The sequence below is a fragment of the Renibacterium salmoninarum ATCC 33209 genome, from assembly GCF_000018885.1.
Lineage (GTDB): Bacteria > Actinomycetota > Actinomycetes > Actinomycetales > Micrococcaceae > Renibacterium > Renibacterium salmoninarum.
Window position 1 is genome coordinate 800,470 of the sequence record NC_010168.1, and the last position, 24,886, is coordinate 825,355.

At 56.0% G+C, this 24,886-nt stretch carries 27 protein-coding genes and 2 pseudogenes; 9 read left to right on the top strand and 20 right to left on the bottom strand.

Annotated elements, in window-relative coordinates:
- The first annotated feature begins 107 nt into the window (after positions 1-107).
- The 4 genes from RSAL33209_RS04045 to RSAL33209_RS04060 are packed head-to-tail and all read left to right on the top strand — an operon-like array spanning position 108 to position 2,823.
- Positions 108-554 (top strand): FAS1-like dehydratase domain-containing protein, encoded by a 447-nt coding sequence (locus RSAL33209_RS04045; protein WP_012244378.1) that lies wholly within the window; start codon positions 108-110, stop codon positions 552-554.
- Positions 554-982, top strand: a complete 429-nt coding sequence (locus RSAL33209_RS04050; protein ID WP_012244379.1) for a MaoC family dehydratase — start codon at positions 554-556, stop codon at positions 980-982. Before RSAL33209_RS04045 ends, RSAL33209_RS04050 begins: the two co-directional genes overlap by 1 nt.
- Positions 983-2,032: a UDP-N-acetylmuramate dehydrogenase gene (locus RSAL33209_RS04055; RefSeq protein ID WP_012244380.1), complete on the top strand. Its 1,050-nt coding sequence runs from the start codon at positions 983-985 to the stop codon at positions 2,030-2,032.
- On the top strand, positions 2,029-2,823 hold the full coding sequence (locus tag RSAL33209_RS04060; RefSeq protein ID WP_012244381.1) for an SAM-dependent methyltransferase: 795 nt from the start codon (positions 2,029-2,031) through the stop codon (positions 2,821-2,823). The genes RSAL33209_RS04055 and RSAL33209_RS04060 overlap by 4 nt, the downstream gene beginning before the upstream one ends.
- 32 nt (positions 2,824-2,855) lie before the next feature.
- On the opposite strand, the gene RSAL33209_RS04065 is transcribed toward RSAL33209_RS04060, so the two are convergent.
- From RSAL33209_RS04065 to RSAL33209_RS04085, 5 genes and pseudogenes are all read right to left on the bottom strand, one after another.
- Positions 2,856-3,245 (bottom strand): hypothetical protein, encoded by a 390-nt coding sequence (locus RSAL33209_RS04065; RefSeq protein ID WP_145962037.1) that lies wholly within the window; start codon positions 3,243-3,245, stop codon positions 2,856-2,858.
- A gap of 48 nt (positions 3,246-3,293) precedes the next feature.
- Positions 3,294-3,575: a hypothetical protein gene (locus RSAL33209_RS04070; RefSeq protein WP_012244383.1), complete on the bottom strand. Its 282-nt coding sequence runs from the start codon at positions 3,573-3,575 to the stop codon at positions 3,294-3,296.
- On the bottom strand, positions 3,572-4,456 hold the full coding sequence (locus tag RSAL33209_RS04075) for an ABC transporter ATP-binding protein (protein WP_012244384.1): 885 nt from the start codon (positions 4,454-4,456) through the stop codon (positions 3,572-3,574). The genes RSAL33209_RS04070 and RSAL33209_RS04075 overlap by 4 nt, the downstream gene beginning before the upstream one ends.
- Complete coding sequence (locus tag RSAL33209_RS04080) at positions 4,453-5,109, bottom strand: SagB/ThcOx family dehydrogenase (RefSeq protein WP_012244385.1); 657 nt, start codon at positions 5,107-5,109, stop codon at positions 4,453-4,455. The genes RSAL33209_RS04075 and RSAL33209_RS04080 overlap by 4 nt, the downstream gene beginning before the upstream one ends.
- Before the next feature lie 30 nt (positions 5,110-5,139).
- Positions 5,140-6,405 (bottom strand): annotated as a pseudogene (locus RSAL33209_RS04085) (IS3 family transposase).
- A gap of 687 nt (positions 6,406-7,092) precedes the next feature.
- Between RSAL33209_RS04085 and RSAL33209_RS04100 the strand changes: the two are divergent.
- Together RSAL33209_RS04100 and RSAL33209_RS04105 are read left to right on the top strand one after the other, a co-directional pair.
- Positions 7,093-7,944, top strand: a complete 852-nt coding sequence (locus tag RSAL33209_RS04100; protein WP_158541130.1) for a winged helix DNA-binding domain-containing protein — start codon at positions 7,093-7,095, stop codon at positions 7,942-7,944.
- 282 nt (positions 7,945-8,226) lie between these two features.
- The gene (locus RSAL33209_RS04105; protein WP_049759056.1) at positions 8,227-9,309 is read left to right on the top strand and encodes a fatty acid desaturase family protein; all 1,083 of its coding nucleotides are present in this window, start codon (positions 8,227-8,229) and stop codon (positions 9,307-9,309) included.
- Between the two features lie 22 nt (positions 9,310-9,331).
- Here RSAL33209_RS04105 and asd read toward each other — a convergent pair whose 3' ends face one another.
- From asd to RSAL33209_RS04160, 13 genes and pseudogenes are all read right to left on the bottom strand, one after another.
- Positions 9,332-10,450, bottom strand: coding sequence for an aspartate-semialdehyde dehydrogenase (gene asd / locus RSAL33209_RS04110; RefSeq protein WP_012244392.1), 1,119 nt, complete (start codon positions 10,448-10,450; stop codon positions 9,332-9,334).
- A 66-nt stretch (positions 10,451-10,516) separates the two neighbouring features.
- Positions 10,517-11,041 (bottom strand): dihydrofolate reductase, encoded by a 525-nt coding sequence (locus RSAL33209_RS04115; RefSeq protein WP_012244393.1) that lies wholly within the window; start codon positions 11,039-11,041, stop codon positions 10,517-10,519.
- Positions 11,038-11,841, bottom strand: coding sequence for a thymidylate synthase (locus tag RSAL33209_RS04120; RefSeq protein ID WP_041684419.1), 804 nt, complete (start codon positions 11,839-11,841; stop codon positions 11,038-11,040). The genes RSAL33209_RS04115 and RSAL33209_RS04120 overlap by 4 nt, the downstream gene beginning before the upstream one ends.
- Positions 11,723-12,601 (bottom strand): DUF1648 domain-containing protein, encoded by an 879-nt coding sequence (locus RSAL33209_RS16885; protein ID WP_012244395.1) that lies wholly within the window; start codon positions 12,599-12,601, stop codon positions 11,723-11,725. The genes RSAL33209_RS04120 and RSAL33209_RS16885 overlap by 119 nt, the downstream gene beginning before the upstream one ends.
- Before the next feature lie 9 nt (positions 12,602-12,610).
- Complete coding sequence (locus RSAL33209_RS04125) at positions 12,611-13,003, bottom strand: GntR family transcriptional regulator (RefSeq protein ID WP_012244396.1); 393 nt, start codon at positions 13,001-13,003, stop codon at positions 12,611-12,613.
- A 231-nt stretch (positions 13,004-13,234) separates the two neighbouring features.
- On the bottom strand, positions 13,235-13,387 hold the full coding sequence (locus RSAL33209_RS17420; RefSeq protein ID WP_155116071.1) for a hypothetical protein: 153 nt from the start codon (positions 13,385-13,387) through the stop codon (positions 13,235-13,237).
- Positions 13,368-13,667: a hypothetical protein gene (locus RSAL33209_RS04130; protein ID WP_041684421.1), complete on the bottom strand. Its 300-nt coding sequence runs from the start codon at positions 13,665-13,667 to the stop codon at positions 13,368-13,370. The genes RSAL33209_RS17420 and RSAL33209_RS04130 overlap by 20 nt, the downstream gene beginning before the upstream one ends.
- Positions 13,668-13,673: 6 nt before the next feature.
- Positions 13,674-14,276: a hypothetical protein gene (locus tag RSAL33209_RS04135; protein ID WP_012244398.1), complete on the bottom strand. Its 603-nt coding sequence runs from the start codon at positions 14,274-14,276 to the stop codon at positions 13,674-13,676.
- 90 nt (positions 14,277-14,366) lie between these two features.
- Positions 14,367-14,693, bottom strand: coding sequence for a hypothetical protein (locus RSAL33209_RS04140; RefSeq protein WP_012244399.1), 327 nt, complete (start codon positions 14,691-14,693; stop codon positions 14,367-14,369).
- Positions 14,694-14,916: 223 nt separating this feature from the next.
- Positions 14,917-15,864, bottom strand: a complete 948-nt coding sequence (locus tag RSAL33209_RS04145; RefSeq protein ID WP_012244400.1) for an NUDIX hydrolase — start codon at positions 15,862-15,864, stop codon at positions 14,917-14,919.
- The gene (locus RSAL33209_RS04150; protein WP_012244401.1) at positions 15,864-18,104 is read right to left on the bottom strand and encodes an RNA degradosome polyphosphate kinase; all 2,241 of its coding nucleotides are present in this window, start codon (positions 18,102-18,104) and stop codon (positions 15,864-15,866) included. The genes RSAL33209_RS04145 and RSAL33209_RS04150 overlap by 1 nt, the downstream gene beginning before the upstream one ends.
- 73 nt (positions 18,105-18,177) lie before the next feature.
- Entirely contained in the window at positions 18,178-19,194 is a 1,017-nt protein-coding gene (mshD, locus tag RSAL33209_RS04155) for a mycothiol synthase (protein WP_012244402.1), read from the bottom strand.
- A gap of 124 nt (positions 19,195-19,318) precedes the next feature.
- Positions 19,319-20,019: pseudogene (locus RSAL33209_RS04160) on the bottom strand (winged helix-turn-helix transcriptional regulator).
- Positions 20,020-20,209: 190 nt separating this feature from the next.
- Here RSAL33209_RS04160 and RSAL33209_RS04165 point away from each other — a divergent pair.
- The 3 genes from RSAL33209_RS04165 to ygfZ all read left to right on the top strand — a co-directional run bounded on the left by RSAL33209_RS04165 (position 20,210) and on the right by ygfZ (position 22,840).
- Positions 20,210-20,944: a permease gene (locus tag RSAL33209_RS04165; protein ID WP_041684423.1), complete on the top strand. Its 735-nt coding sequence runs from the start codon at positions 20,210-20,212 to the stop codon at positions 20,942-20,944.
- Positions 20,945-21,108: 164 nt separating this feature from the next.
- Entirely contained in the window at positions 21,109-21,741 is a 633-nt protein-coding gene (locus RSAL33209_RS04170; RefSeq protein ID WP_041684426.1) for a heme-binding beta-barrel domain-containing protein, read from the top strand.
- Between the two features lie 28 nt (positions 21,742-21,769).
- Entirely contained in the window at positions 21,770-22,840 is a 1,071-nt protein-coding gene (ygfZ, locus tag RSAL33209_RS04175) for a CAF17-like 4Fe-4S cluster assembly/insertion protein YgfZ (protein ID WP_041684428.1), read from the top strand.
- Between the two features lie 101 nt (positions 22,841-22,941).
- On the opposite strand, the gene RSAL33209_RS04180 is transcribed toward ygfZ, so the two are convergent.
- On the bottom strand, positions 22,942-23,634 hold the full coding sequence (locus tag RSAL33209_RS04180) for a GNAT family N-acetyltransferase (RefSeq protein WP_012244408.1): 693 nt from the start codon (positions 23,632-23,634) through the stop codon (positions 22,942-22,944).
- A gap of 114 nt (positions 23,635-23,748) precedes the next feature.
- A complete protein-coding gene (locus tag RSAL33209_RS04185; protein ID WP_012244409.1) occupies positions 23,749-24,771 on the bottom strand; it encodes a 6-phosphofructokinase in 1,023 nt (340 codons plus the stop codon).
- Between the last annotated feature and the right edge of the window lie 115 nt (positions 24,772-24,886).

The following is a 24,886-nucleotide window of genomic DNA, read 5'->3' on the forward strand; positions in this document are numbered from 1 at the left end:
AGTGGACCTCGCTCGTCCAGGCGCAAGCGAGCTCCTTGGCGAAGCTGGCGCAATGAGCTGTGCTGAACGGATAGGCTTGGTCAAGAATCACTAAGCCTACGAGAGACATGCCTGTCAATCCCGATCTACCCGGACGGGTTTATCCCGCCGCCGCGATCTACGACGTCGGCCGCGAGAAAATTCGCGAATTCGCGCACGCGGTCAAAGCGACTAACCCGGCGCACTTTGAGCTGGAAGCAGCAAGAGCCTTGGGCTACGCTGACCTCTTGGCCCCGCCGACATTCGCGATCATCGTTGCGCAGCGTGCCGATGCCCAGCTCATTGAGGACGCCGATTCGGGCATCGATTTTTCCAGGGTTGTGCATGGCGAGCAGCGTTTTACCCACCATCGACCAATCGTCGCTGGGGACGCTTTGCAGGCGGCCCTGCACGTGGATTCGGTACGCGCAATGGGTGGCGGCATTATGATCACCACTCGCGCCGAAATCAGCACGACGGCGGGCGAGGCTGTTGCCACCACGGTGTCCAAGATTGTGGTCAGGGGAGATGAGTAATGAGTAAACCAGATATTTCGACGCTGTCCGTCGGAGATTCAATTGGTACGCAGAACATTTCTTTCAGCCGGGCAGATTTAGTTCGCTACGCTGGCGCATCTGGCGATTTCAACCCAATTCATTGGAACGAGCGGTTTGCCCAGGAAGTTGAACTTCCTGGCGTGATTGCCCATGGCATGCTGACCATGGGTGCTGCGGTGCAGCTCGCCGTCGACTGGGTTGGCAATCCGGGTGCGGTGCTGGACTACCAAACTCGTTTCACCAAACCAGTGTTGGTGCCGGACGTCGAAGCCGGTTCAGTTATTGAAGTCAGAGGGGTGATCGGCGCACTCGATGTAGCGGCGGGCACCGCGCGCGTTGATCTCACGGTGTTGTTCAATGGTGAAAAGGCGCTGGTTAAGGCGCAGGCGATTGTTCGGCTTTCCTAAATGCTGCTTTCTGAACTGACAACGCTGGAAGCCGGCGGTGCTGCGGGAACTTTTGTGCGCGCTGAATCAGAGGCCGAAATTATTGCTGCAGTGCAGGCTGCCGACGCAGCCAAATCCGCACTATTGATAGTTGGCGGCGGCTCGAATTTGGTGGTAGCTGATGCTGGCTTTGACGGCACGGTGCTTCAGATCGCATCCACCGGATATCAAACTTCAGCGCAGGACAGCTCTGGTGGGGCTTCAGTTCAAGTGCAGGCCGGGCATCCATGGGATGACTTTGTTCATGAGTCGGTACTGCACGCATGGAGCTGCCTAGAAACATTGTCCGGTATCCCGGGAAGTACCGGGGCAACGCCGGTGCAAAATGTCGGTGCCTATGGTGCAGATGTCTCGCAGAGTATTGCGCTGATTCGAACTTGGGATCGCGAAGTTGCCGCGGTTAAAACCTTTACTAATTCTGAATTGAAATTCGGTTACCGAAATTCAATGCTCAAGCGATCGATGATAGATGGCTCGCCTCGCTACGTAGTGCTAACTGTGGAGTTCCGGTTGGCATTAGGCCGAATGAGTCAACCGATCCGGTACGCACAGCTTGCCGCCACTCTAGGTATCGAAGTGGGCGAGCGGGCCTACGCGCTGGAGGTTCGCGAAGCTGTTTTGGCCTTGCGTCGTTCCAAAGGCATGGTCAGCGATGCCGCCGACCGAGACAGCTTTTCCACTGGATCATTTTTCACAAACCCGATCGTTGCGCAGGATCTGGCCGCTGGTCTGCCAGCTGAGGCGCCGCAATTTCCTGTTGAGACTGTTGGGCTGGTTAAACTGAGTGCCGCCTGGCTTATTTCGCAATCAGGCTTCGACCGTGGTTTTGGCGCAGAACTAACTGGTGGCCGCGCCACATTATCTACCAAACACTCGCTGGCGATCAGTAATCGTGGCGGGGCAACTACCGCTGACGTCTTGGCCGTGGCGAGGGCCGTCCGAGCCGGTGTTTTTAGCCGCTTCGGTATTGAGCTGGAACCTGAGCCAGTACTTATTGGCTGCTCGCTATGAGTTCTGCGGCGACCGGCCGCTGGACGGCTGCGGCACGAGCTGCTGAGGCTGCGCGACCGGATGCCTTGTTCGACGACCCTTGGGCCGCCGAGCTGGCGGGTGATCTGGGCCGTGCGGCTTTGGCCGCCAGCGAGTCAGCTTCGGGCGGGCCGAATCCTTTCCTGCCAGTGCGCACCCGCTGGTTTGACGACGTCGTGGTTGCATCAACTGCGACTCAGATGGTCATCTTGGGTGCCGGGATGGACGCGAGGGCGTACCGGCTGAGCACGCCAAAGATTGTGTTCGAGCTCGATCTTCCGGAGACCTTTGAAGTCAAAGAGCCCATTCTTGCGAAAGGGCGTGCACTGGCTGATCGGCGAATTGTTCCGGTGGATATCCGTGCAGAATGGCTGGCTACGCTGCTGGCCGCCGGATTCGACCCGACTTTGCCGACGTTATGGCTCGCTGAGGGACCTTTCTTTTACTTGCCAAGTGACTTGGTGCAGGGCGTGTTGGAAGTTGCTGCGCAATCGTCTGCCGAAGGATCAGAGTTTGCTGCCGATGTTTTCGGCAGCGGGGTTTTGGAACTTGATGGGATGCAAAGCTATATAACTGCGAGGAAGCAACAAGGCGAGCCATTGCCTTTCAGTAGCGATGAACCCGGTGAGTTCTTTGCCGCGCACGGTTGGGCAGCGTCTTGTTCTGAGGTTGGATCGGCCGGCGCGAATTTTGGACGTTTGGCTGCTAGCGGTAACCCGGATCAATTCAAAAAGACAATGCGTAGTTATCTGGTACACGCTCGGAAAAACTGAGCGTATTTAAGGCCAACTGCGCCAGCTAGCTGCTACCGGTAGATCGTTTCTTGAACTCGGCGATATCCGATGATTGCCGCCGTCGTGCAAATCACAAAGTAGCCAGCCAATATTCCCAGGGCAAGCCAGGAAATGTTGCTACCTAGTCCCGAGGCGATCAGATCCGACCATGCACCCGTGGGGCTCCAGGTGTGCAATGGTTGCAGAACGCCGAAATCGACTGGACCGAATAGTCCGCCCAAAAACGACAACGGAAAGTAGATCAAATTAGCTATTGGTAGCGCGCCGCGCGCGGGCAACCAATAACCTAGGGCCAACCCAAGGCAGCCATGGACTAGTGCCCCACCTATTAGGGCAAGCAGGCCAAGTGACAGCGCGGTTGGCGTTGCCGTGGCAAATGCGCCGAAAAGCAATCCGATCACGGCGAACGGCAAGGCGAAAAGAGCTGCAAAGACAATTCCGGCAAGCAGCTAAGCCGCGATACGTTGCCGTGGGCTGGCAGGCAGCGAAAGCAAGTAAGCGTTCCAAGGATCGTTTCGGTTGGCGGCGATGCCAACGCCGAATTGAAACATCGCGGTGCCTAACATGGCAAAAGCCGCGTAATTGTAGAGCGTGTTGATTGCCGGCTGTTCGGTACGGAGCCCAACCGTCAAATAGAAAAGCACGGGGAATCTTGCCATTGGCAGCAAAAATGAAGGTAGCCGGACTAGCTCAAGCACTTGTAGCCGGACATATTCGACGAGATATTTCACACCTGCTCCTTTGCCAGCAGTTCGCTGACCGCGTCCTCAAGTGAGGACGGCGTAATTTGTAGTTTTGGCGCGCGGATCTCGGCCAGAAGCAACCGCGCCGCTTGGTCTGGTTGATGGGTGGTCAGCCGAAATCGTCCAGTACCGAGATTGGTTAGCGTTCCGAATGTCTCGATTCCAGCGGGCGGCTTCTCAGCGGTGAAACTGAGGTGACTCAAGTCCAAGGTGCTGCGAATAGATTCAGTGCTGCCATTCGCCAATCGACGTTCGTCTTTTATCAACGTGACAGTATCCGCAGCCGCTTCCACCTCGGCGTAGTCATGCGATGCCATGATGACGCAACGGCCTGCGGCCTGTTGTTCCAGAATGATCCGTCGCACAGCCGCGCGACCATCAATGTCTAGACCGGCAAGTGGCTCGTCCAAAATGAGAACTGGTGCGTTTCCGATCAGAGCCGCTGCGATTCCAAGCCGACGTCGTTGCCCACCAGATAAACTGCCGCACTGTTTGGCCAAGATTTTGCTGAGTTGCAAGTGTTCATCTAATGAATCGAGCTCAAGAGGGTTTGGGTAATGCATTGCTACAAACCTGAGCACTTCGGCCACTTTGAGCGTTGGTGGAAAAGACAGCGACTGTGGAACGCTGCCAATCAAGGTCGTTTGCCGGCCGCCGCGAACAACCGCTTGTCCCATGACTCTGACTTCTCCACGGCTCGCTGCTCGAACTTCGGTGAGGATGCTGAGCGCAGTTGATTTTCCAGCCCCATTAGAGCCCAAGAGACAGTGGATTCCGGGACCAAGATCGAGGGAGAAATTCTCTAATGCGCTTTTGTTTCGATACGACTTGCTGACGTGAAGCCAAGCAACCATTGGTTCTTTACTCATGAAGCTTGGCCCAATCCGCTCAGAGATGAGGTATCTTCGTAGCCGAAAGCCGCGCTGTAGAGCACCGACTGTTCGACGCCGTCTAAACAAAGCAATTCGTCCACTGCGTCGTCGATGAAACCGCCCACCGGGCAGCTCGCGACGCCTAACTCTTGAGCAACCATGAACATCGCTTGGGCTAAGTGCCCTGCTTCCAAGAGGGCAAAATGGTAGGCGCGCTGGCCATATTTGACCCGTTGTCGGGTGAATGATGCGATGAAGAAGACATGAAAAGCGGAGTCTTTGGCAAGGTTTTGAAAGACCAAAGTCTCTTTCAGGAATGCCCGGGGATCGGTAGAAATTCGCAGCTTATTTAGCCGAGCTGTGAACGGATCCAATCCATAGAATCCAGGGGCTAGCCCGGCTACGTCAACAACACAAAGGTAAATGTCGATGGGATACAGGGCACCCGCTGATGGTGCGCCACGACCGTGTTCGCTGCTAACGCAAGCGGCTTCAGACAAAATCTTGGCCAAGTCATGGAATGAGACTTCTTGCGATTGGAAGCGCTGAGCTGACCGCCTGGTGCGCAATACCTCACCGACCGGCGTCGGGCGTTTTACTTCTGGCAAGGCAATGTGATCGCTGCCGGCTAGTACCGAAGTTGGCGGCACTGAATCGCTCCGGTGTGTCCGGAGGGTTTCTCAGACGATGAGCCTGTCGGCGGCTGCCGTGCTCTGGTAGTGATTGTAGTAGTGGTTTTCTAGCTCTACTGGTGGGATGTCTCCGCAGTACTGGTAGAGCCTTCGGTGGTTGTACCAATCGGCCCATTCAGCGGTGCCGATTTCGACTTCTTCTAGAGTCCGCCAGGGCTTGCCGGGTTTGATCAGCTCGGTCTTATAAAGCCCGTTGATGGTTTCCGCCAAGGCGTTGTCGTAACTATCACCCACAGAACCGATCGAGGGGCGGATACCGGCCTGGGCCAGGCGTTCGGTGAAGGCCAAGGAGGCGTATTGAGCCCCGGCATCGTGATGATGAATCACCCCGGAAATCTCAGCCCCGGCCCGTTCACGACTCCAGATTGCCTGATTAACTGCGTTGAGCACTAGCACGGTGTTCATAGAAGCACTCGCTGACCAGCCCAGGATCCTCCGAGAGTAGGCATCGATCACGAAGGCAACATAGACCCACCCGGACCAGGTCGAAACATAGGTGAAATCATCTACCCATAGCCGATCCGGTGCCGTTGGTGTGAAATCACGGCGGACCAAGTCCTTCGCTCGGGCTGCCTTCGAGTCTTTGATCGTGGTGCGTTTGACCTTGCCACGGACCGCACCCTGTATGCCAAGTAACCCCATGAGCCGTTCTACCGTGCACCTGGCCACCGGCACACCTTCACGGTTCATCGCCAACCAGACTTTCCTGGTGCCGTAAACCCCGTAATTAGCGGCATACACCTTCTGGATCACGGGCTTGAGCACCTCATCACGTTGTTCTCGGTGAGATCGTGTTTTATCCACCCATTCGTAGTACGTGGACGGGGTGGTCTTCACCCCGTCCCAGTAAGCACCTGGCAGATCGACTCGACACCCCACCGCAATCCATTATTCTCGCGGTGACCGGCATGGTCCTTGATGTATTTCACGATCAGTGTTGTGGCGGTCGAGTTCGACCGCGAAAAAAGCTGAAGCACTCCGAAGGATCGCGTTCGCCCGTTTCAGCTCAGCGTTCTCACGCCGTAACCGTTTCAGCTCGGCCGATTCCGTGCTCGTTGTTCCAGTTCTAGTACCAACATCGATCTCGGCTTGCCGGACCCATTTACGCACCGTTTCCGGCACACCCACACCCAAAAGCTGGGCAACTTTTTGCATCGCCGCCCACTCCGAAGATGCACCCTCCATCTCCGCCACCATGCGCACCGTACGATCCTTCAACTCCTGCGGATACCGTGTCGTAGTTTTCCCTGCCATGTCCTGATCCTCTCAAACAAGAAAGTCTCCGGACACACCGGGGCGATTCAGTTGCGTAGGTGGCTTGCATCGGAAGATCAGTCCTTTCGTCGGAGGGGTGCTGCCAGATGAGGAACAGGAAGTCGAGCTGCACAGTGTCAGGCCGCCGTCCATGGTGATCGTGCGGGAAACTGATCCACTGAACTCAAATTCAAGTTCTTTGAGTACTTCGGGCATAACCGTTCCGGGTGTGGTGTCCGCGAGTTCGAGATGCTGGATGGAAAGAATCTCGGGAACATCCGAGACGGTTTGCGGCGTTGCTAGCTGATCCATGTTTCTCCTTGTTCGATTCTTTGACCGGGACTGCGCAGGAATGGGCACCTGAATCCGATAGTCCAGGTGCCCAAAAGTCAGTGAAACGCTCCGGTATATCTTCGATTGTCGAAGACCTCTCGGTGACTCTAATTAGTCTTTGACGAATCGTCAACTATTAAGGGACAAACTATTGAATTTGTGTTTAACTCCCGAGGCGCAAAGGTGCTTGAGTGGAGATTTTCCGCAAGGTAGTAGCCGTCTTGGTATCCAGATGGTTTGATGAACAGATGCGGGTTTCTCGTGCGGGTATAGCGAATATGCGACAGCATGCGCAGCTTCTACTCGGCGCCGGGGTAGCTAGTCCACGCGAGGTCGCAGAAAAAAATGTTGGCCATGCAGGGGCAAGATTTAACTGGCGTGCTGTACTCACTTGTTCTGCGTACCCGGGGCAAAGCATTGTCCGAAGTTCGAGAAGCATTCGACTCGGGACAGCTGGTTAGTTCCTGGCCAATGCGTGGAACGTTGCATGTGTGTCTTGCTAAGGACTTGCCCTGGATACTCTCGCTCACTGCCGAGCGAACACTTGCCTCAATGCTTGGCAGGCAACGCCAGCTCAACATCTCGGCAACTGATATTGCCGCAGTTCGGGAAACAGCCATTGACGTTACCGCCGGGAGCGGTGCTAGCCGCGATGAACTGTTCAGCGCTTTCGAAATGATCGGCCAAGATACCGGTGCACAACGCGGAATTCACCTGATCAACGTGCTCTGTATTCAAGGCCAGCTTGTCCAAGGTCCGTTTCGGGGCAATAAGCAGCTCTTTATGGTCAGTTCTGAATGGATTAAACAGCCCCGTCAACTTGAACGTGACGAGGCGCTTGCCGAAATTGCGACCAGGTACTTCCGTTCGCATGGACCAGCCACGCTCGCAGACTTTGCTTGGTGGTCCAAACTAACGCTGACTGACGCTCGACGAGCTTTGGCCGCGATGGACCAATCAATTGTGATGCTTGAGCATGCCGGAACTGAGTATTTTGTCGCAGAGGAGCTTCTTGCGCAATTACCGAGCGGCGTCGGCAGTCGTTCGGTCTTACTGCTTCCTGGCTTTGACGAAAATCTCTTAGGCTACGCTGACCGTTCCGCAGCGCTCGCTGCTGAACTCGCTGTTCGGATTGTTCCCGGGAATAACGGGATGTTCATGCCGACCATACGTTTATGGTGGCTCAGTGATCGGCACCTGGCGTAAGCCGAGTTCAGTAAGTGGCGCCCGCGCCGACGTCGAACTGGAGCCATTTGCAGAGTTGCCGCCAAGAGTTCTGGCAGCTGCCCGGCGCGCAAGCACAGCATATTTGCAGTTTCTGCACAGTTGAATCTTCTCTAGAAATCAGGCAACTCTTAGCTAGCTGATCGGGCCCCTACCCCGGTACGGGGGTGGATAGTTCGCCAGGGGGATGTGCCCGTACGAATGGTTTCCGTAGAGTCTGATATTCAGACAAAGTTTTCGAAGTTTCAACGGAAAGGCCGCGCTGTGACCCTCGCACCGACCGCACCACGTGTAAGTCCTGCCACCAACCGGCAGACGGCGGAGTTTATTGAGCTCGCCGAAAAAGTTCGGGCAACCGGGCTGATGGAACGTGATGTTGCCTGGTACATATGGCGGATGATTCGACTTGGCCTAGGATTTGCTGCCGTCGGTGTGATGTTTGTGCTGTTGGGACAGTCGTGGTGGCAGTTGTTGACCGCAGTCGCCTTCAGCGTGATGTGCGGAATGGCAGGCTTCTTGGCGCACGACGCAGCGCATCGACAGATTTTTTCCAGCTCGAAGGCTAACGAGTGGACCGGGCGCGTAGTCGGTAATCTATTTGTGGGTCTGAGCTACGGCTGGTGGATGAACAAACACGGTAAGCACCACGCCAACCCAAACAAAATTGGTTCTGACCTGGATATTTCTGCCGGCGTTGTGGTCTTTGATCCTGAGTCAGCCGCACAACGAACTGGCTTTGCTCGCTGGTTTGCCGCACATCAGGGTTGGTTTTTCTTTCCGTTGTTGACTTTAGTCACCTTGGATTTGCACATTAACGCGACCAAACGAGTCTTGAACCGCCAGGAGATCGTACCGAAGCGGGGCTGGGAAGCAGCTATGCTCGCCGTCCGATTGATCGGCGTTCCGGTAGCAGTGTTTGCCGTCTGCGGCTGGGGTATTGGTGCGGTAGTTTTGGCCGTGCACATTGCCACTTTCGGACTCTACTTTGGCGGAGTATTTGCGCCAAACCACAAAGGTATGCCTTTGGTTCCGAAGGACCTGAAGATTGATTTCCTCCGCCGCCAGGTCTTGATGAGCCGTAATATCTCAGGCGGTTGGTTGGTTTCGGTAGGTATGGGTGGCTTGAACTACCAGATCGAGCATCACTTGTTCCCCACCATGTCGTCGAGGAATCTTGCAAAAGTTCAGCCGATGGTTCGTGAGTTCTGCGCGGGAAAGCAGATTACCTACACGGAGACCACCTTGGTTGATTCATACGGGATTGTGGTTCGTTATCTCAACCGGGTAGGCCTGGGGCAGCGCGATCCCTTTGATTGCCCGCTAACGGCGCAGTTCCGCACCCGCTAGGCAAAAATGTAGCGCACGCAGCTTAGAGTGCGCCGGTTGCAATATTGACCATTCGACGCAGCGGCTCCGCGGCACCCCAGAGCAATTGATCACCCACAGTGAAAGCACTGATGTATTGGGGGCCCATTTCTAGCTTTCGAATTCTGCCAACAGGGATATTCAAGGTGCCGGAAGTCGCCACGGGGGTCAGCGATTTCATCGTTGCCTCCTTGGTATTTGGTACCACAGTCGCCCAGTCGTTATCAGCGGCCAAGATCCGCTCGATCTCTTCGACGGAAATATCTTCGCGTAGCTTGATCATCAGGGCCTGTGAGTGTGTGCGCATCGCGCCAATCCGCACGCAGAGTCCGTCCATCACCACTCGATCAGCGCCCGTCAGGCCCAAGATTTTATTCGTCTCGGCGTCGTTCTTCCACTCTTCTTTAGACTGGCCATTGCCCAGATCACCATCGATCCAGGGGATCAGCGAACCTGCCAGGGTGGCACCAAACTGACTTGAATCGACGGTGTGCTGGCTCGCGATTACCGCTCGGTCAATCTCTAAAATAGCCGACGCCGGATCTGCCAGTTTGGTAGCGACCGCACCATGGATCTCGCCAAATTGATTGAGCAACTCGCGCATGTGTTTAGCGCCGCCACCGGAGGCAGCCTGGTATGTCATCGAGGTCGCCCACTCGATCAGGCCGTTGCGGAAGAGCCCGCCGAGTCCCATCAACATGCAGGAGACGGTGCAATTGCCGCCAACGAAATCTCTTGTACCGTTAGCCAACCCCGCATCGATGACATCGCGATTGACTGGATCCAGCACAATGATGGAGTCGTCGTTCATTCTTAGCGTCGAAGCCGCGTCGATCCAGAGGCCGTTCCAGCCTCGAGCGCGTAACTGCGGATGCACTGCTGCGGTGTAGTCCCCGCCTTGCGCAGTCACGATGATTGGCAAGGCCGCAAGTGCGTCTATGTCAAAGGCATCTTGCAGCGTTCCGCTGTCTCCCTCGGCGAACGAAGGGGCCGCGCCACCGGTATTCGAGGTGGAAAAGAATGTTGGTTCAATGCGTGCGAAATCGCCTTCCTGCCGCATCCGCTGCATCAAGACTGATCCGACCATGCCACGCCATCCGACGTAGCCAACACGTTGACTCATCCTTCAATGGTACGGGGGACTGGGCTACCGAGCGAAGTAGATGAAGTGGCACATCAGCATGGCTAGCTAAGATTTTTGCCGGCGCCAGATCGTGAAACGGTAGCGTTCACCTTTTGTTGACTGATGCCAACCTGAAGCTGGATCCATCCGGTCAAGCGTCCAGCTGCCAGCAAGCTGCGGAGCGAAAGTATCTCCGGCGACCTGCGAATCAATGATCGTGATGCTCGCAACTTCGGCAAGCTCCAAGGTTTGTTCGTAAACCTGGCCACCACCAATAACCCAGATCTTCTCCGAACCCGGTGCGTCCCGGGCCAAAGCAAGGGCCTCATCCAATGATGAAACGGCTTGCGACCCTGCGGCTTCGGGCGTTGCTGCCCACTCAGAGTCAGACGTCAGCACAATATTGGTTCGATCCGGGAGCGGACGGAATTTGGCTGGGAAAGATAGCCAGGTCCGTCGACCCATGATGACCGGATACCCGGAAGTCATCTCACGAAAATAGGTCATGTCCTCCGGCACGCGCCAGGGCATGTTGCCATCAGAGCCAATGACACCACTCGGAGTTTGCGCCCAGATAACGCCAATTGTCATACTGCGATCGGTGCCTTGATCGTGGCGTGGTGCTGATAGTTCAACACTTCAAAGTCTTCAAAGTTGTAGTCGAAGATTGACGTGGGCTTCCGGTTGATCCGGAGCGATGGGTAGGGGAATGGTTCCCGGCTGAGTTGCTCTTCAACCTGAGCCAGGTGGTCATCGTAAATATGGGTATCGCCACCGGTCCAGATGAATTCACCTGGTTCTAGGCCGACTTGCTGGGCAACCATCAAGGCGAGGAGCGCATATGAGGCAATGTTGAAGGGAACGCCTAAGAACATGTCAGCGCTGCGCTGGTAAAGCTGGCAGGAGAGTTTGCCATCCGCAACGTAGAACTGGAAAAAAGCATGGCAAGGTGGAAGAGCCATCTTGGACAGTTCCGCGACATTCCAGGCCGAGACTATGTGCCGGCGAGAATCCGGATTGGCTTTCAACGCCTCGATCAGACTAGCAATCTGGTCAATATGTTGGCCGTCTGGTGTGGGCCACGAGCGCCACTGGACGCCATAGACCGGACCAAGCTCGCCGTCGTCGTCCGCCCATTCGTTCCAAATCTTGACGCCGTTTTCCTGTAACCAGTGGACATTGGAATCACCACGTAGGAACCAAAGCAGCTCCATGGCCACCGATTTGAAGTGCACGCGCTTGGTGGTGATCAGCGGAAATGACTGGGCCAAATCAAAGCGGATCTGGCGGCCGAATACACTGCGAGTACCGGTGCCGGTACGGTCCGATTTGGTGGTGCCGTTGGCCAGTACGTCGCGTAGCAAGTCTTCGTAGGGAGTCTGAACCGTCATGTTCTGATCCTATCCTCGGCTGCTGACAATATGGGTTCACTAAGGTAGTGCTTGCCCAAATTGAAAGCCCGATCACCACCACCGGAATTGCGCAGATACCGAGCAGAATGGCTTTGCCGCCTGGCCGGGCCCAATTCACTGTTGTACCCAAGCCAGAGCGTTTGGGCACAAAAACTTTTGTGTCGGCGGGATTGTTGTAGATCAAGCCGGCAGCCCAAAATCTCTCGTCATCGTATGATTCTGAGTTGTTTTTATCAGCGTTATCTGGCTGCGGATGTTTTAGCCGTTCAGCTTTGTGCCTTCGGTTTGCGAAGATCACGGCAATGATCAGGGTCAGCAGAACGAGTAGCAGAATCAAGAGGCCATTGACGGTGTTGCCGGTGCCGGCCCAAATTTGCATGCTGACTAGCCAGAAAACCAAAGAAAGTCCGATTGCTGTCACGCCAAGAAAGGTTTGGGTGGCTGCCAGTGCGAAATCTGTTACCGGGTTGGGCGCCCGGCGAATTCGAGGCATGACCATACTGATCAGCGTAAATAGCACCAAGATTCCGTAGCCAATGAATACCGCTGAAAATGCGGACGCGATGCTCTTGTCAGCGAAGCCGTTTGCTGTACCAGCGCCGTTCCAATGGACTGCGAAGCGTTCTGGCAGGCTCGGGTAACGCAATGCGCCATGCACGGTCGCCACAATCATGATCAAGAGCGCGACGGCAAGGAGCGCCCATGCCGGTCTGTTGGCTCTACTAATTTGTGCTGGCATGCTCTCAACCTAGCCTTTTTGTAATCTGCTGCGCAGTAAGTCGACGGTGATCTCCTGACCAAGACCGGCTGCCTGGCTGCTCAGGATAAGCTGCTCGATAGCCGCCAGCACGGAATCACGGTGCGCCGAGCTGAGCATGCTGAGTTGAGCGGCCGGCACCTGGGCTGCAACAACGGTGCCTGACCGTCGTCGGCTCTCAATGAGGCCTTGAGATTCTAACTCCTTATATGCCCGGGCTACAGTTCCTGCGGCCACGCCCAAGTCAGAAGCTAGTGCACGCACCGTTGGCAGGCGCGACTCGGCAGATAATTCGCCCAAAGCAATGAGCGAGGTGATCTGGGACCTAATTTGTTCGTAGGGCGGAGTGGGGGAGGACAGATCTACAGCTAGCCGGGGGCTCATCCTTCCGCTCGCTGGTTCTCAACGGTTATGGGAGTAGATCCCGGCGAAACTGCGCGTCGAGTAGGACCAGGGAAGATGGCAAGGAAGATCGCCAACAACGTAAGCGCAGCAAGCCCAAGCGGATAATTCTGCCCTGCACCTGGAAGAACTGATTCAGCGAGGCTCAGCAACTGAGCTGCGGACGCACATAGTGTCGCCGCAGTTAGCCGGATGGACCGAAACGCCGATACCTTACGCCATGTATCGTCCAGCGAAGCTGAGATATTCCTTGTCGTTGGCCGCAATCTCGCCACCGTGATGACTATCGCGCACATAAGCAAAAGCATCAAAGGCGCCCAGCGCGGCAGCGAGCCACGGGAGTTCTTTACCATTGAAATATTCCATATTGTTTTTGGCGAAGATACCGCAACTGACTAAAGATGCTGAGCGAGATAACGAGCGCCAGCAAAATCCACCAAGGAACAAGCTTCCAATTGCACTGCTTAGCCGGCAGCCAGCCGCCCCGCCGACGCAGATACTCATTGGCGGAGTCGCCAATGAGTAAGAAGAGTTGTGCTGCCAAGCCTAGGAAGAGCCAGCCCACTGACATTGAAAGCTGGCTGAGGTAATTGCCAGTTGCAGTCACGGTCCTCAGAGCCAAGAGCGCGCTTAAACTGACGCCCATAATAACTCAGATCCGAGCAGCATTACTAGATTCAATCGCGTCGAATTCGGCTTTGTGCTGGCGCCGTAGCAGGGAATCTAAGATCTCTTCAGCGGTATCGCGGCCATTGAGCGGATCAAGTTTTGGTGGTTGACTCGCGATCACCACAACGACGATCAAAAGACCAACGATTCCGTAAATCCCCTGCGGAACTGACCAGATACTGAGGGAGTCCGAGCCGCCAGGGGTCTCCAGCCCAGATCGCCGAGTGGCAAATTGCACGGCAAACGATGCCACTCCGCAGCTTAGGAGTGCGCCAATTCGCAACGCGCGGTTCATGGCAATTGTGCGCAGCAGGACGTTGTTGCTGTTACTAAGTCCCTGAAGCGGGCGACGTCGGGAGATCACGGACAAGGTCAAGATCATGCCCAGGGCCAAGACCAACAAAGCTGCCCAGAGAACAAATGCGAGTGCCCAACCGTCGATTCGGCCAGGTACAAACGAGCTGGAGAAGGTTGACGGGTTGCTTGGATTCGCAAGGTAAATTGATCGATCCACCGGACTGAAGCCGGGCAGCCAGAAGATTCCGGCGATGACTATGCCAGATCCGCACCAGATCACCGTGCTCACGAGCGCTAGTCTGCGCGGGAGGAAATTGTGAACCCGGCGTCTGCTGAGATCGGCCTGGCGGACCTGCCCCTGCGGCTTGGGGAAAGTAAATTAGCTTAGCACGTAGAGACCAACTGATAGCACAATTGGTAAAAGTACAACAAACAAGTTGTGCCAGGTTTGATCGGGGTAGCGCGAAGGGTCCCAGACCTTTGGCTGGTAGTTCCCATCAGCCAAAGAGCCGATCTGGCCAAGAGGAGTGTTGACGGTGGCCAGGCTTGCAAGGTATGCCAGAACTCCAGTCCAAAGCGCGTGGCCGTGGGCAGCATTTACCGGATCGGTGTCAGCTGGCCGCCAGCGAATCCAGTGGACGACGCCGTAGACCAACAGGCCAACTCCAATGACTAGGCCGAACTCTAAGCCATTGATGTTGAACATCGAGACTCCTTTGTGTCAATGTGTCAGTCATTTGATACAAAGCGAATTTCGTCAAGCGAATAGCAAAATTTTGCAATGCAGTCAGCCGCTCCATCCCGGACGTGCACGCCCGTCCAATGGTGCAGATTTCTGGGCAGGAAAGTTTCTACCCACCGACATGCTGAGGTGGACGGGTGTGCACGTACATGAGTGCGACTTCGGACTAAGCCCGGTAAGCTCAGGCTTAGTCCTCAAACGGTTTGTGTTGCTCCAAAGACACCACGCGATTGCCGGCAATTTGGCAAACGACCAATTCACCCGGGGCCAGATACGGATCGTCCACCGGTAACAGTGCTCGCAATTTCGGGCTCATGTACCGCGCCAGCTGTTTGAAAACGCTAGGTAGTGCGGGCCGATGCGTGCACAGCAGTACCGCTCGTTCCTTATCGAACAGCGTGTCTACCACTGCTGCGGTTTTCGCTGGCTTGCGCTGATGGTTGGCTTCGGTCAACGCATCGACCAGCTTGACCTTAGCTTCGCTCGCCTTGGCATAGGGCGAAATTGTCGCAATACAACGGACCCAGGGGCTGCTCACTATCCGGTCCGGACGCCAAGCAAACATTAGCCTTTTCACCGCAGCAGCTTGCCGTTGACCAGTTGCCGCCAATGGCCGATCGCCTTCGGCTCGCGTCCAGGACGAGCGCGGTTTGGCTTTGGCATGGCGCAAAATAATCAGCGGCCAAGTGCGCAATTCTTTACGTCGGTGCGCTTCTTCTAAAGCATCTAGCGGCTTGATATCAGTCGAGTTGCTCAATAACTGCCGGGCCCGATCAGGTGTGCACCAGAGCACGTCGTCGACTTCTTTGCGATCAGGAGCCGGTTTTTGATCAACGAGTTCGCACGCCCAGTAATAGACCAGTTTGAGACCAGAGGAAACCGGATAATCGGTATGCGGCAGCGGAATGCCTAAGCTGACCTTTACGCCAATTTCCTCGTCGACTTCGCGAATCGCAGTCTCTGGAAGTGTCTCGCCGGGATCTTGCTTGCCTTTCGGCCAAGACCAATCGTCGTATCGTGGCCGGTGGATCAGTAGCACCCAGAGTTGTTTCTTTTGGACTCGCCAACACAGTGTGCCAGCGGCCAATACCGCAAACGATTGCGCGGGAGCTGACGAGAGAGCGGGATCTTCCATTACCGGCGAACGGCCGATCGCTGACGGGAACGGCTAGCCAAAAGCCAGGACTGAACATCAATCAACGTGCCGCCCTCCGCATTGAGATGGTGCCTGGTCCATATCCCGTTCTGATCAAGGTGCCAGCTAGAGGTGCCAATGTCTACGTAACGGTCTAGAAGTGAAACCATCTCCGCCACGTCGTCCTGATTGGACAGCTGAACTAAGGCCTCAACTCGACGATCAAGATTCCGGTGCATCATGTCAGCGGAGCCGATCAAAACTACCGGATTTCCACCATTTCCGAATGCGAAGACCCTGGAGTGCTCTAGGAACCGGCCCAATACCGAGCGCACCGTAATGTTTTCGCTGAGACCAGGAACGCCTGGCCGCAGCGAGCAGATGCCGCGAACAATGACATCAACGCGGACGCCTGCCTGCGAAGCCCGGTACAGCGAGTCAATGATGGCCTCATCAACCATGGAGTTGACTTTGATCTGCACTTTGCCGGGCAGCCCTGCCCGGGCGTTGCTTATTTCCTTCTCGATTCGATCAATGAGGCCGGACCGTACCGAGCGGGGTGCCACCAGTAGCCGCTTGAAGGCGGACTTTGGTGCGTAGCCGGAAAGCTGGTTGAACAACCGAGTCAGGTCCTCACCCACTTGGTTATCCGCGGTAAGCAGGCCCAAATCTTCGTAGTAACGCGCAGTGCGAGGGTGGTAATTTCCGGTGCCAATGTGGCAGTAGCGACGCAGGCCGTCTTGCTCTTGCCGGACAACGAGCGAAAGTTTGCAGTGTGTTTTCAGGCCAACAATGCCATAAACCACATGCACGCCAGCCTGCTCAAGCTTGCGAGCCCAGGAAATATTAGCTTGCTCGTCGAAGCGCGCTTTGATCTCTACCAGAGCCAGAACCTGCTTGCCAGCCTCCGCTGCGTCGACTAGTGCATCAACAATCGGCGAATCGCCACTGGTGCGGTACAATGTCTGCTTGATCGCCTGGACCTTAGGGTCTGCGGCAGCTTGTTCCAAAAATGCTTGCACTGAGGTAGAGAACGAATCGTAGGGATGATGTAGCAAGATATCTCGACGGCGCATCGCGGCAAAGACGTTGGCGTCCTTGGATGTCTCCGATTCGTTGAGGTATCGCGAGGTGTGCGGAACCTGTTTGGGGTAGTGCAAGTCAGCACGGTCGACGGCGGCGATGACACTCAGACCGCGCAAATCCAGCGGCGCTGGCACGGCATAAACTTCCGATTCTTCGACGTCGAGCTCGCGAACCAACAGTGCGCGGATGTTTGGGTTGATATCGGTCGTGACCTCGAGCCGGACTGGCGGGCCAAAGCGGCGTCGCAAAAGCTCCTTTTCGAGCGCCTGCAGCAGATTCTCGGCGTCGTCCTCTTCTACCTCGAGGTCTTCGTTTCGCGTCACGCGGAAGGTGTGGTGTTCCAAAACTTCCATACCCGGGAAAAGCTGATCCAAGTGGACCGCAATAACTTCTTCGAGCGGAATGAAGCGCGCCACCCGGCCGGGTACAGTCCCTGCGCGCGGCCCGTCCACGGCGACCATCCGTGGCAGCTGGTCTGGAACTTTGACTCTGGCAAAGAGTTCCTTATCGCTCACCGGATTGCGCACGACGACGGCAAGGTTCAGCGATAGTCCAGAAATGTAAGGGAATGGGTGCGCTGGGTCCACCGCGAGCGGCGTCAGAATAGGAAAGACCTTTTCCGCAAACATGCTGCTCAGGCGGGTCTTGGCTGCATCGTCGAGTTCATCCCAACGAACTAAATGGAAATGTTCGTAGGCAAGAGCCGGTCGAATCTGATCGGCAAAAATGTGCGCATGCCGCGCTTGTAAGCGGTGAGCTTCTTCGCTGATCTGTTCCAAAACTTCGATCGGGCTGAGGCCAGCAGGCGAAGGCACTGCAAGGCCGGTCGCGATGCGACGCTTAAGCCCGGCGACGCGAACCATGAAAAACTCATCCAAGTTAGAAGCAAAGATGGATAAGAAATTGATTCGTTCGAGTAGCTGCAGATCCGGGTCTTCTGCCAACTGCAGCACCCGCGCATTGAATGCCAACCAGCTCAACTCGCGGTCTAGGAAGCGGTCAGCGCTAATTTCGCCGTCCGGAATCAGACTTGGTGCGAATTCTGGAATGTCGATGCGGTCTTGGGTGGCGCGCGCTGCGGGCACCTCTGAACTACCGAATCGATCGGATCCGCTACGAATGGTGATTGCTGCTCCCGTTGATTCGGCCTGCATGATTCCCTACTTCCCTGATGCTCAGTACAAGCCTACAAGCGGCGGGCCGGAGTTGTTCATTCGATGCGTTCAGCTACTGGAACTTGTTATTGCTATTTGTTGCAGAAGGGTAGGAATACATAGTGTCAGCGTCCCAACGGGCGAATCCGAGGCTTTGGTACAGGCTGACTGCTGCCGTGTTGTCGGCATCGACGTACAACATGATTGAGCTCAAGCCCTTTTTCTGTAAGTAGTCGATTCCAGCAAGAGTCAAAGCTTTGCCTAAGCCCTTGCCCTGTGCTGCCGGAGCGATGCCGACGACGTAGACCTCACCAATAGCCTGATGACCGGCCGGCGCAGCATGGATTTTAGTCCAGTGAAACCCCATGATTTGGTCTGTTTCGTCAACGGCAAGCAAGAATCCAGCGGCGTCAAACCACTGTTCCTCCATCAACGACTTCAGATCGGCCAGCGATGTTTCGCCTTGTTCGGGGTGATGAGCAAAAGCAGCGGCGTTGACCGCTAACCAAGCAGCTTCATCTTGATCTGGTACAAAACTGCGCAATGAAATATTCGTAGGCAAACTAGCGGCGGGCAGCTGATGACCGGCATCAAGAGCCAGTCGCAATCGCCGCAGGGCGCGGACTGCTTCGAAGCCAAACTGATCGGCAAGTTGTTGCGCTGCAGCATGGCTACCATGTGACCAGGCATTGAGCGACTCGAAGCCACGTGCTGATTGCAAACTTTTCAACAGGACTTGGCCAACGCCTTGATTCCGATACGTCGGGTGAACAACCAGCTCCAAGGTTCCGCTCGCCGGCTGCCCATCATGTTCCAGCACCACGGCGACGCCGGCGAGTGCTGCTGGCACCTCTGGCGCGGCGGGAACATAGCTCAGCAGGATCAATAGCGGGGCGTTAGCACTGCGTAATTGAATCAAAGTCTGGTCTGAAAACGGCGGATGTCCGTCAGTATCGATGGCAACTTCGGCCAGCTTGAGGATCTCTTGCAGCAGGTAAGTCTCCGGAGCAGCCCGTAAGACCTGAATCGGCCATTCGGTGCGATCTTCAGCGTGATTTGTTTGCGGAGGTGTTGCTGGCCCAGTCGTCATTCCTAGAGCCTAGCCGTGGCTGAAATTCAGGTATAGTTGTCGGACGGTCATCAAGACCGCAAGGGGGATGCGCCAGTGGGGTGCCGCGATACGTTCGACCCGTATGTCCTCCACCAATGGGTGCCTAAGCTTCTGAAAGTTCCTCATCTGGCACGCGCATTAGCGTCAATCGGTAACCAACATTTCGCACTGTGCTGATCAGATTCTCGTGATCTGAGCCCAATTTTGCGCGCAGTCGTCGAACATGCACGTCTACGGTCCTGGTGCCGCCGTAGTAGTCATAGCCCCAAACTTCATGAAGTAACTGGGCTCTAGTGAAGACCCGCCCCGGGTACTTCGCTAAATACTTGAGCAGTTCAAACTCTATATATAGGTCAGATTCAAGGCATTGCCGTTGACTCGCGCTGTGTAGGAAGACTCATCGATGACTACGCCGGCAGCCCGAATCTCGTTGCTGGTATCTTCGGTGACTTCTTGCGTCCGAGCAATAGCTAAGCGGAAACGCGCCTCAACTTCGGCCGGACCAGCCGAATCAAGCACAATGTCGTCGGCGGCCCAATTGGCAGAAATCACCGCCATGCCGCCTTCGGTCAGCACTAACAGCAGGGGAGCGCCGGGGCCGGTGGCTCGGAGAAGTTGAGTGAGTGAGCGGGCACCAACAAGATCTTTACGAGCATCTAGCAAGATAATGTCTGCCGGTTCAGCATCTAGTAACGCTGACGGCTCGGCCGGCAAGATGTGTACTCGATGATTGAGCAGCTCTAAAGCAGGCAAGATGTCCACCGAGGACCCGATGCTATTGGTCAGTATTAGGATGTGGGACATTCGTTCCTCCAATGTGCTCAGGCGCGCATCTTCGGGCGTCTTCGGCCTCCGGCCAAGGCTTAAGACGCCAAGGTTCGGTTCCGTATTGGATACGAGTATAGCGCTAGCTCATGGGCGCTTCTGCTGTGTGACTGGAGACGCGCGCCTATTCGGCAGGGCAGATCTTCGCCGAATAGGGCAGGATGAGTATGTGAAAAGTTGGAGTGTTGGCCTGACCGGTGTGCTGAGCCTGGTCGCGATTATTGCTGCCTCTTATGGGCCTTCAGGGCTTGCGCTCACAGTGGGCATTGTCTTTTCGGCACTCTTTGGCTACGGCTGGCCGCATTACTTGGCAATTCCGGCAAAAAAGACACTCGGCGCGGTCATCGCGATTTGTGGTGCGCTTGCCGTGTTCATTGCTAGATTCTCACCGGGTCCTGGTTATTTGGCCTGGTTGCCGGCCGTGATAGCGCTGGGCGTTGGTGCGGTGTTTGTCATTCAACTCATTCGAGGAACCGGGCAGAGCCACCGTTTAGAGTCCACTTTCGGCTGTGTAGCTGGCGTACTGATAGTTACGGTTGGTGCGGGCTGGATTGCGGCGCATCGCTTTACCGGCGAAAGCGCGATGACCTGGATTGCGGGGCTAAGCGCCGTCGTCGTACTGCTTTTGGGTATGATCCGGTGGCCGGATCGAATCATTGCGCCACTTGGCTTGGTACTGGGCGGCCTGGCTGGTCCGTTAGCCGCGCTGTTATTTTCCGATGTACATATTTTGCCTGCCGCGGTGATTGGCCTAGTTATTGCCGCGGTATTACTGAGCTTCCGACGACTGGCGAGTATTGCCTCGCCATTAGGAAACGTCGCCGGGAGCATCGCCATGGGACTAGCCCCGGTGCTGTCTTTGGGCGCGATGGTTTACTTCATCGACAAACTCTTATCGGCCTGAATTGCTACGTGCCAGCGCTGGTCAAATCTCACGATAAGATGAAGCCATGTCGACCCTTGGTTTGGAAATTTTCTTCATTGTCCTGTTGGTGATCGCTAGCCTGTCGATGGCTTGGTTCGCCGGGCTCGTTGTCTGGCGGTTGTTCAAAGGCCAGAAGTAACCACATGCCGGTTGAGATCCCTAGGGACCTGACTCCGGAGCTGGTGCCGCTTTCCTGGCTTCTAGGTCAGTGGGAGGGGCAGGGGCGCTTAGGCACCGGAGAAGCAGAATCAGAACACTTCTTCCAGCGTGTGACCTTTAGCTCCAACGGGCTACCGTATTTGGAATACGTTGCTGAAAGCTGGCTCACCGACGAAGAGGGCATGAAGTTACGCCCGTTGAGTGTGGAAATGGGCTTCTGGGCGCTTGACCGAAAACTCGGTGAAGCCGACGGCGGGCCAGGGTTAATCCCGGCAGATATCGTGCCCGCGCTGACCACGGCAGACGACGTCGAAAAATTGCGCAACGATACCAGTGGCTTCGACATCACCGCGACTATCGTGCACCCCGGCGGCATATCTGAGTTGTATTACGGCACCATCAAAGGTCCGCAGATCGAATTGTCCACCGATGCGGTAATGCGCGGTGCTGGCGCAAAAGACTACAGCGCGGCAACAAGAATTTTCGGTTTAGTCAACGGAGACCTGTTCTGGCGCTGGGATGTTGCTGCCGAGGGCAACTCGCTCGAGGCGCACGCCTCCGCAATCTTGAAGAAAACTGCAGCCCCCGAGTCAGCCGAACAGCGACCTTCGGAATAGTGCGGCCAAATTCTTGGTTGCCAACGCTATGACCTATCGTTCCGTAGTGCTCTCACGACCCGGTGCTGTCGCGGCCGCTGGCCTAGATTCCGGCGTAGCCGCGCATTACGGCGATCCGTTCCGCGAACAACGTGCACTCGCTGAAGGCAAAGCTCTTGTCGATCAATCTCAGCGCGGTGTAGTCACCGTGTCCGGACAGGACAGGCTGACCTGGCTGACCACCTTGTCCTCACAAGATGTGTCGAGGCTCAAAGCCGGAGATTCCGCGGAGTTACTGCTGCTGAGTGTGCAGGGACGCATTGAGTATGACATTCATGTGCTTGACGACGGCGAAACTGCTTGGTTGCTGGTCGAAGCTGCTGAGGCTTCGCCGCTAGCGGCATGGCTCAACTCAATGAAGTTCATGCTTCGAGTGGAGGTTAACGAGGTCTCGGAGGAGTGGGGCGTGCTTGCCTCGACCGCGGCGCTACTTGACGGCCAGCCGGTATGGCAAGATCCGTGGCCCGGCGTTGTGCCCGGCGGCTTTGCCTACTCGAGTCAAGAGGGTCACCCAGGTGTGGATCGGCCATGGTTCGAGTATTTGGTACCAATCGAGAAGCTGACCGAACTGATTGCTGAGCTTCCTCTTGCCGGGAGTTTGGCGGCCGAAGCCCTGAGAATTGCTGCCTGGCGGCCGCGGTGGGGTGCCGAGACGGATGAGAAAACCATTCCGCACGAGCTTGATCTAATGCGCACTGCGGTGCATCTTTCTAAGGGTTGTTACAAGGGCCAAGAGACTGTGGCTCGAGTGCACAATCTAGGCCACCCGCCGCGCCGATTGGTCTTTTTGCAGCTCGACGGGTCGCAGCACACATTGCCCGTGGTTGGCTCGGCGATTCAGAACGGCGAACGCCAAGTGGGTCTACTGACCTCAGTGGCGCAACATTACGAGATGGGCCCGATTGGCCTGGCAGTTATTAAGCGCAATACCGATGCCAACGCCGAGTTGACCGTACTTGACGACGGCGAAGCCTATGTTGCTGCGCAGGAAATTGTGGTGGCAACAGATGCTGGCCAAGTTGTTGGCAGGCAGACTAGTTTTCTCAAACCCGTTCGCTAATCTCCAACCAACCTATTTTCCAAACGCTGCACCACTTTTGGGCCTTAAAACAGGGTTTTAAGGCCCAAAAGTGGTGCAGCGTTTGTAGCTGGGGCGGAATGTTAGGGCTGAAGTAGTACCGAGGTTTGCAATCCGGCGGCGACGAAGCCCAACTTGGTGGCCAATGCCTGTGAGGCTTGGTTTGAAATCGAGACTCGCCATTGCGGAATGAGTCCGGCGCCGAGGGCCTCCTGGGCTGCAATACCTGCTACGGTCAGGCCGAATCCATTTCTGCGCATATCTGGCCGTACTAGCAAGCTCAAGTGCGCCAAAAGCCCTTGCCATTCCTGGTACCCGGCGCTAGCAAATGCCTCTTGCTCGGAAACGATCGTGAATTGGTGCGTGGTCTCGGCAATTCCAGATTCGTTGACGTCGTCCACAGGGCAGAGGGTAGAAAGCAAAGCCTTGTCCGCCGCTGCCAAAGAGACGGTAGTTTCCGTGCTGGGATCGATAATCTCCAGGTCGTCCGCAAACATCAGTTCAGCGGCGCCTAGACCGCGAGCGCCGTGATCTGCACCCAAACTCAACAGCGTGGAGTGTTGTACTAATTCTTCGTCGCTGAGCCCTGCTGCTCGGTCGAGGAACCATTGCGGTCCAAGCAGGGCCTTACAGTCGAATAGTTGGACAAAGGATCCGGTGCCAGAATCGGTCACCTTGGTGAGCCTGCCGCCCGGCTGAAATGCGCCGTCGTCGAACCCTAAGAGTCTTTCCCAAGCCAGTTTAACTATTGCGGCCGAGGCAGTTTCGAATGCCATGTTTTCCTTTGACGATGCTCTTCAACGCTGCACCACTTTTGGTCGTTATGAGCGTCCCATAACGACCAAAAGTGGTGCAGCGTTGAGATGTAGATGTAGATGTAGATGTGGGTGCTAGCCGAAAAGAATGGATGCTTCGTCGTAGCGGCTTTGCGGCACAGTTTTGAGATTGCCAAGCGCCGCCTCAAAGCCAACGTGCTGAATTTCGGTTCCAGTCAAAGACACCATAGTGTCCCAACGTCCCTCAACAACTGAATCGATCGCGGCCATACCCAAACGGGTGGCCAGCACGCGGTCAAAGGCGCTCGGCACGCCGCCGCGTTGAATGTGCCCCAAAATGGTGGCCCGAGTTTCGATGCCTGTGCGGGCTTCTAGCTCCGGTGCCAGTTGATCGGCAATGCCACCTAACCGCGGCCGGCCAAAAGTGTCCAGCCCACGCACTGAATGCGGGGATTCCAAGTGATCCGGTACGAAGCCTTCGGTAACCACCACCAAGGGTGCTCGGCCACGTTCGTGTGCTTCAGTGACCCAGCCAGAGATCTGCTCGACGCTGACCTTTTGCTCAGGAATCAAGATCGCATGCGCGCCGGAAGCCATTCCAGCGTGTAAGGCAATCCAGCCGACGTGCCGGCCCATGACCTCAGCAATCATGCAGCGGTGGTGCGATTCGCCGGTGGTACGCAGCCGGTCAATCGCCTCGGTGGCAATTTGGACCGCGGTATCGAAGCCGAAGGTGTAGTCGGTTGCGTCAAGGTCGTTATCAACAGTTTTCGGAACGCCAACTATTTTGAGGCCGACGTCGGTCAGCCGCTTTGCCGCTGCCAGGGTGCCCTCGCCGCCGATCGCGATGATCGCATAGATACCCAGCCGTTGCATATGAGTTTTGACGGCTTCTGGGCCGCCGCCGTCGAACGGATTAGTCCTAGAGGTGCCAAGAATGGTGCCGCCTTGTTTCGAAATGCCGCGCACGCTCTGCCGTGGTAGTTCCATGATGTCGCCTTCGACGACGCCACGCCAGCCATCGCGGAATCCAACGAACTCCTGGCCGTGTACTTTGATGCCTTTGAGCACCGCGCCGCGGATAACGGCGTTCAGCCCGGGGCAATCGCCACCGCTGGTCAGGATTCCAATCTTCATGCAGGCTCAATCCTCAAGTAAGTCGTGGGTAAGGGCTGAGCGCCCCATTGAGCTCTGTTGATGATTCTAGACAATTCTCTACGCTAGGTGTGACCTAGGCTACTTTTGTTGCGCA

Bases quoted from the DNA above. Each gene is read 5' to 3' on its own strand.
- RSAL33209_RS04045 (WP_012244378.1), top strand. From the start codon at position 108: ATGCCTGTCAATCCCGATCTACCCGGACGGGTTTATCCCGCCGCCGCG.
- RSAL33209_RS04050 (WP_012244379.1), top strand. From the start codon at position 554: ATGAGTAAACCAGATATTTCGACGCTGTCCGTCGGAGATTCAATTGGT.
- RSAL33209_RS04055 (WP_012244380.1), top strand. From the start codon at position 983: ATGCTGCTTTCTGAACTGACAACGCTGGAAGCCGGCGGTGCTGCGGGA.
- RSAL33209_RS04060 (WP_012244381.1), top strand. From the start codon at position 2,029: ATGAGTTCTGCGGCGACCGGCCGCTGGACGGCTGCGGCACGAGCTGCT.
- RSAL33209_RS04075 (WP_012244384.1), bottom strand. From the start codon at position 4,456: ATGAGTAAAGAACCAATGGTTGCTTGGCTTCACGTCAGCAAGTCGTAT.
- RSAL33209_RS04100 (WP_158541130.1), top strand. From the start codon at position 7,093: ATGCAGGGGCAAGATTTAACTGGCGTGCTGTACTCACTTGTTCTGCGT.
- asd (WP_012244392.1), bottom strand. From the start codon at position 10,450: ATGAGTCAACGTGTTGGCTACGTCGGATGGCGTGGCATGGTCGGATCA.
- RSAL33209_RS04115 (WP_012244393.1), bottom strand. From the start codon at position 11,041: ATGACAATTGGCGTTATCTGGGCGCAAACTCCGAGTGGTGTCATTGGC.
- RSAL33209_RS04120 (WP_041684419.1), bottom strand. From the start codon at position 11,841: ATGACGGTTCAGACTCCCTACGAAGACTTGCTACGCGACGTACTGGCC.
- RSAL33209_RS16885 (WP_012244395.1), bottom strand. From the start codon at position 12,601: ATGCCAGCACAAATTAGTAGAGCCAACAGACCGGCATGGGCGCTCCTT.
- RSAL33209_RS04125 (WP_012244396.1), bottom strand. From the start codon at position 13,003: ATGAGCCCCCGGCTAGCTGTAGATCTGTCCTCCCCCACTCCGCCCTAC.
- RSAL33209_RS17420 (WP_155116071.1), bottom strand. From the start codon at position 13,387: ATGGAATATTTCAATGGTAAAGAACTCCCGTGGCTCGCTGCCGCGCTG.
- RSAL33209_RS04130 (WP_041684421.1), bottom strand. From the start codon at position 13,667: ATGGGCGTCAGTTTAAGCGCGCTCTTGGCTCTGAGGACCGTGACTGCA.
- RSAL33209_RS04140 (WP_012244399.1), bottom strand. From the start codon at position 14,693: ATGTTCAACATCAATGGCTTAGAGTTCGGCCTAGTCATTGGAGTTGGC.
- RSAL33209_RS04145 (WP_012244400.1), bottom strand. From the start codon at position 15,864: ATGGAAGATCCCGCTCTCTCGTCAGCTCCCGCGCAATCGTTTGCGGTA.
- RSAL33209_RS04150 (WP_012244401.1), bottom strand. From the start codon at position 18,104: ATGCAGGCCGAATCAACGGGAGCAGCAATCACCATTCGTAGCGGATCC.
- mshD (WP_012244402.1), bottom strand. From the start codon at position 19,194: ATGACGACTGGGCCAGCAACACCTCCGCAAACAAATCACGCTGAAGAT.
- RSAL33209_RS04170 (WP_041684426.1), top strand. From the start codon at position 21,109: ATGCCGGTTGAGATCCCTAGGGACCTGACTCCGGAGCTGGTGCCGCTT.
- ygfZ (WP_041684428.1), top strand. From the start codon at position 21,770: ATGACCTATCGTTCCGTAGTGCTCTCACGACCCGGTGCTGTCGCGGCC.
- RSAL33209_RS04180 (WP_012244408.1), bottom strand. From the start codon at position 23,634: ATGGCATTCGAAACTGCCTCGGCCGCAATAGTTAAACTGGCTTGGGAA.
- RSAL33209_RS04185 (WP_012244409.1), bottom strand. From the start codon at position 24,771: ATGAAGATTGGAATCCTGACCAGCGGTGGCGATTGCCCCGGGCTGAAC.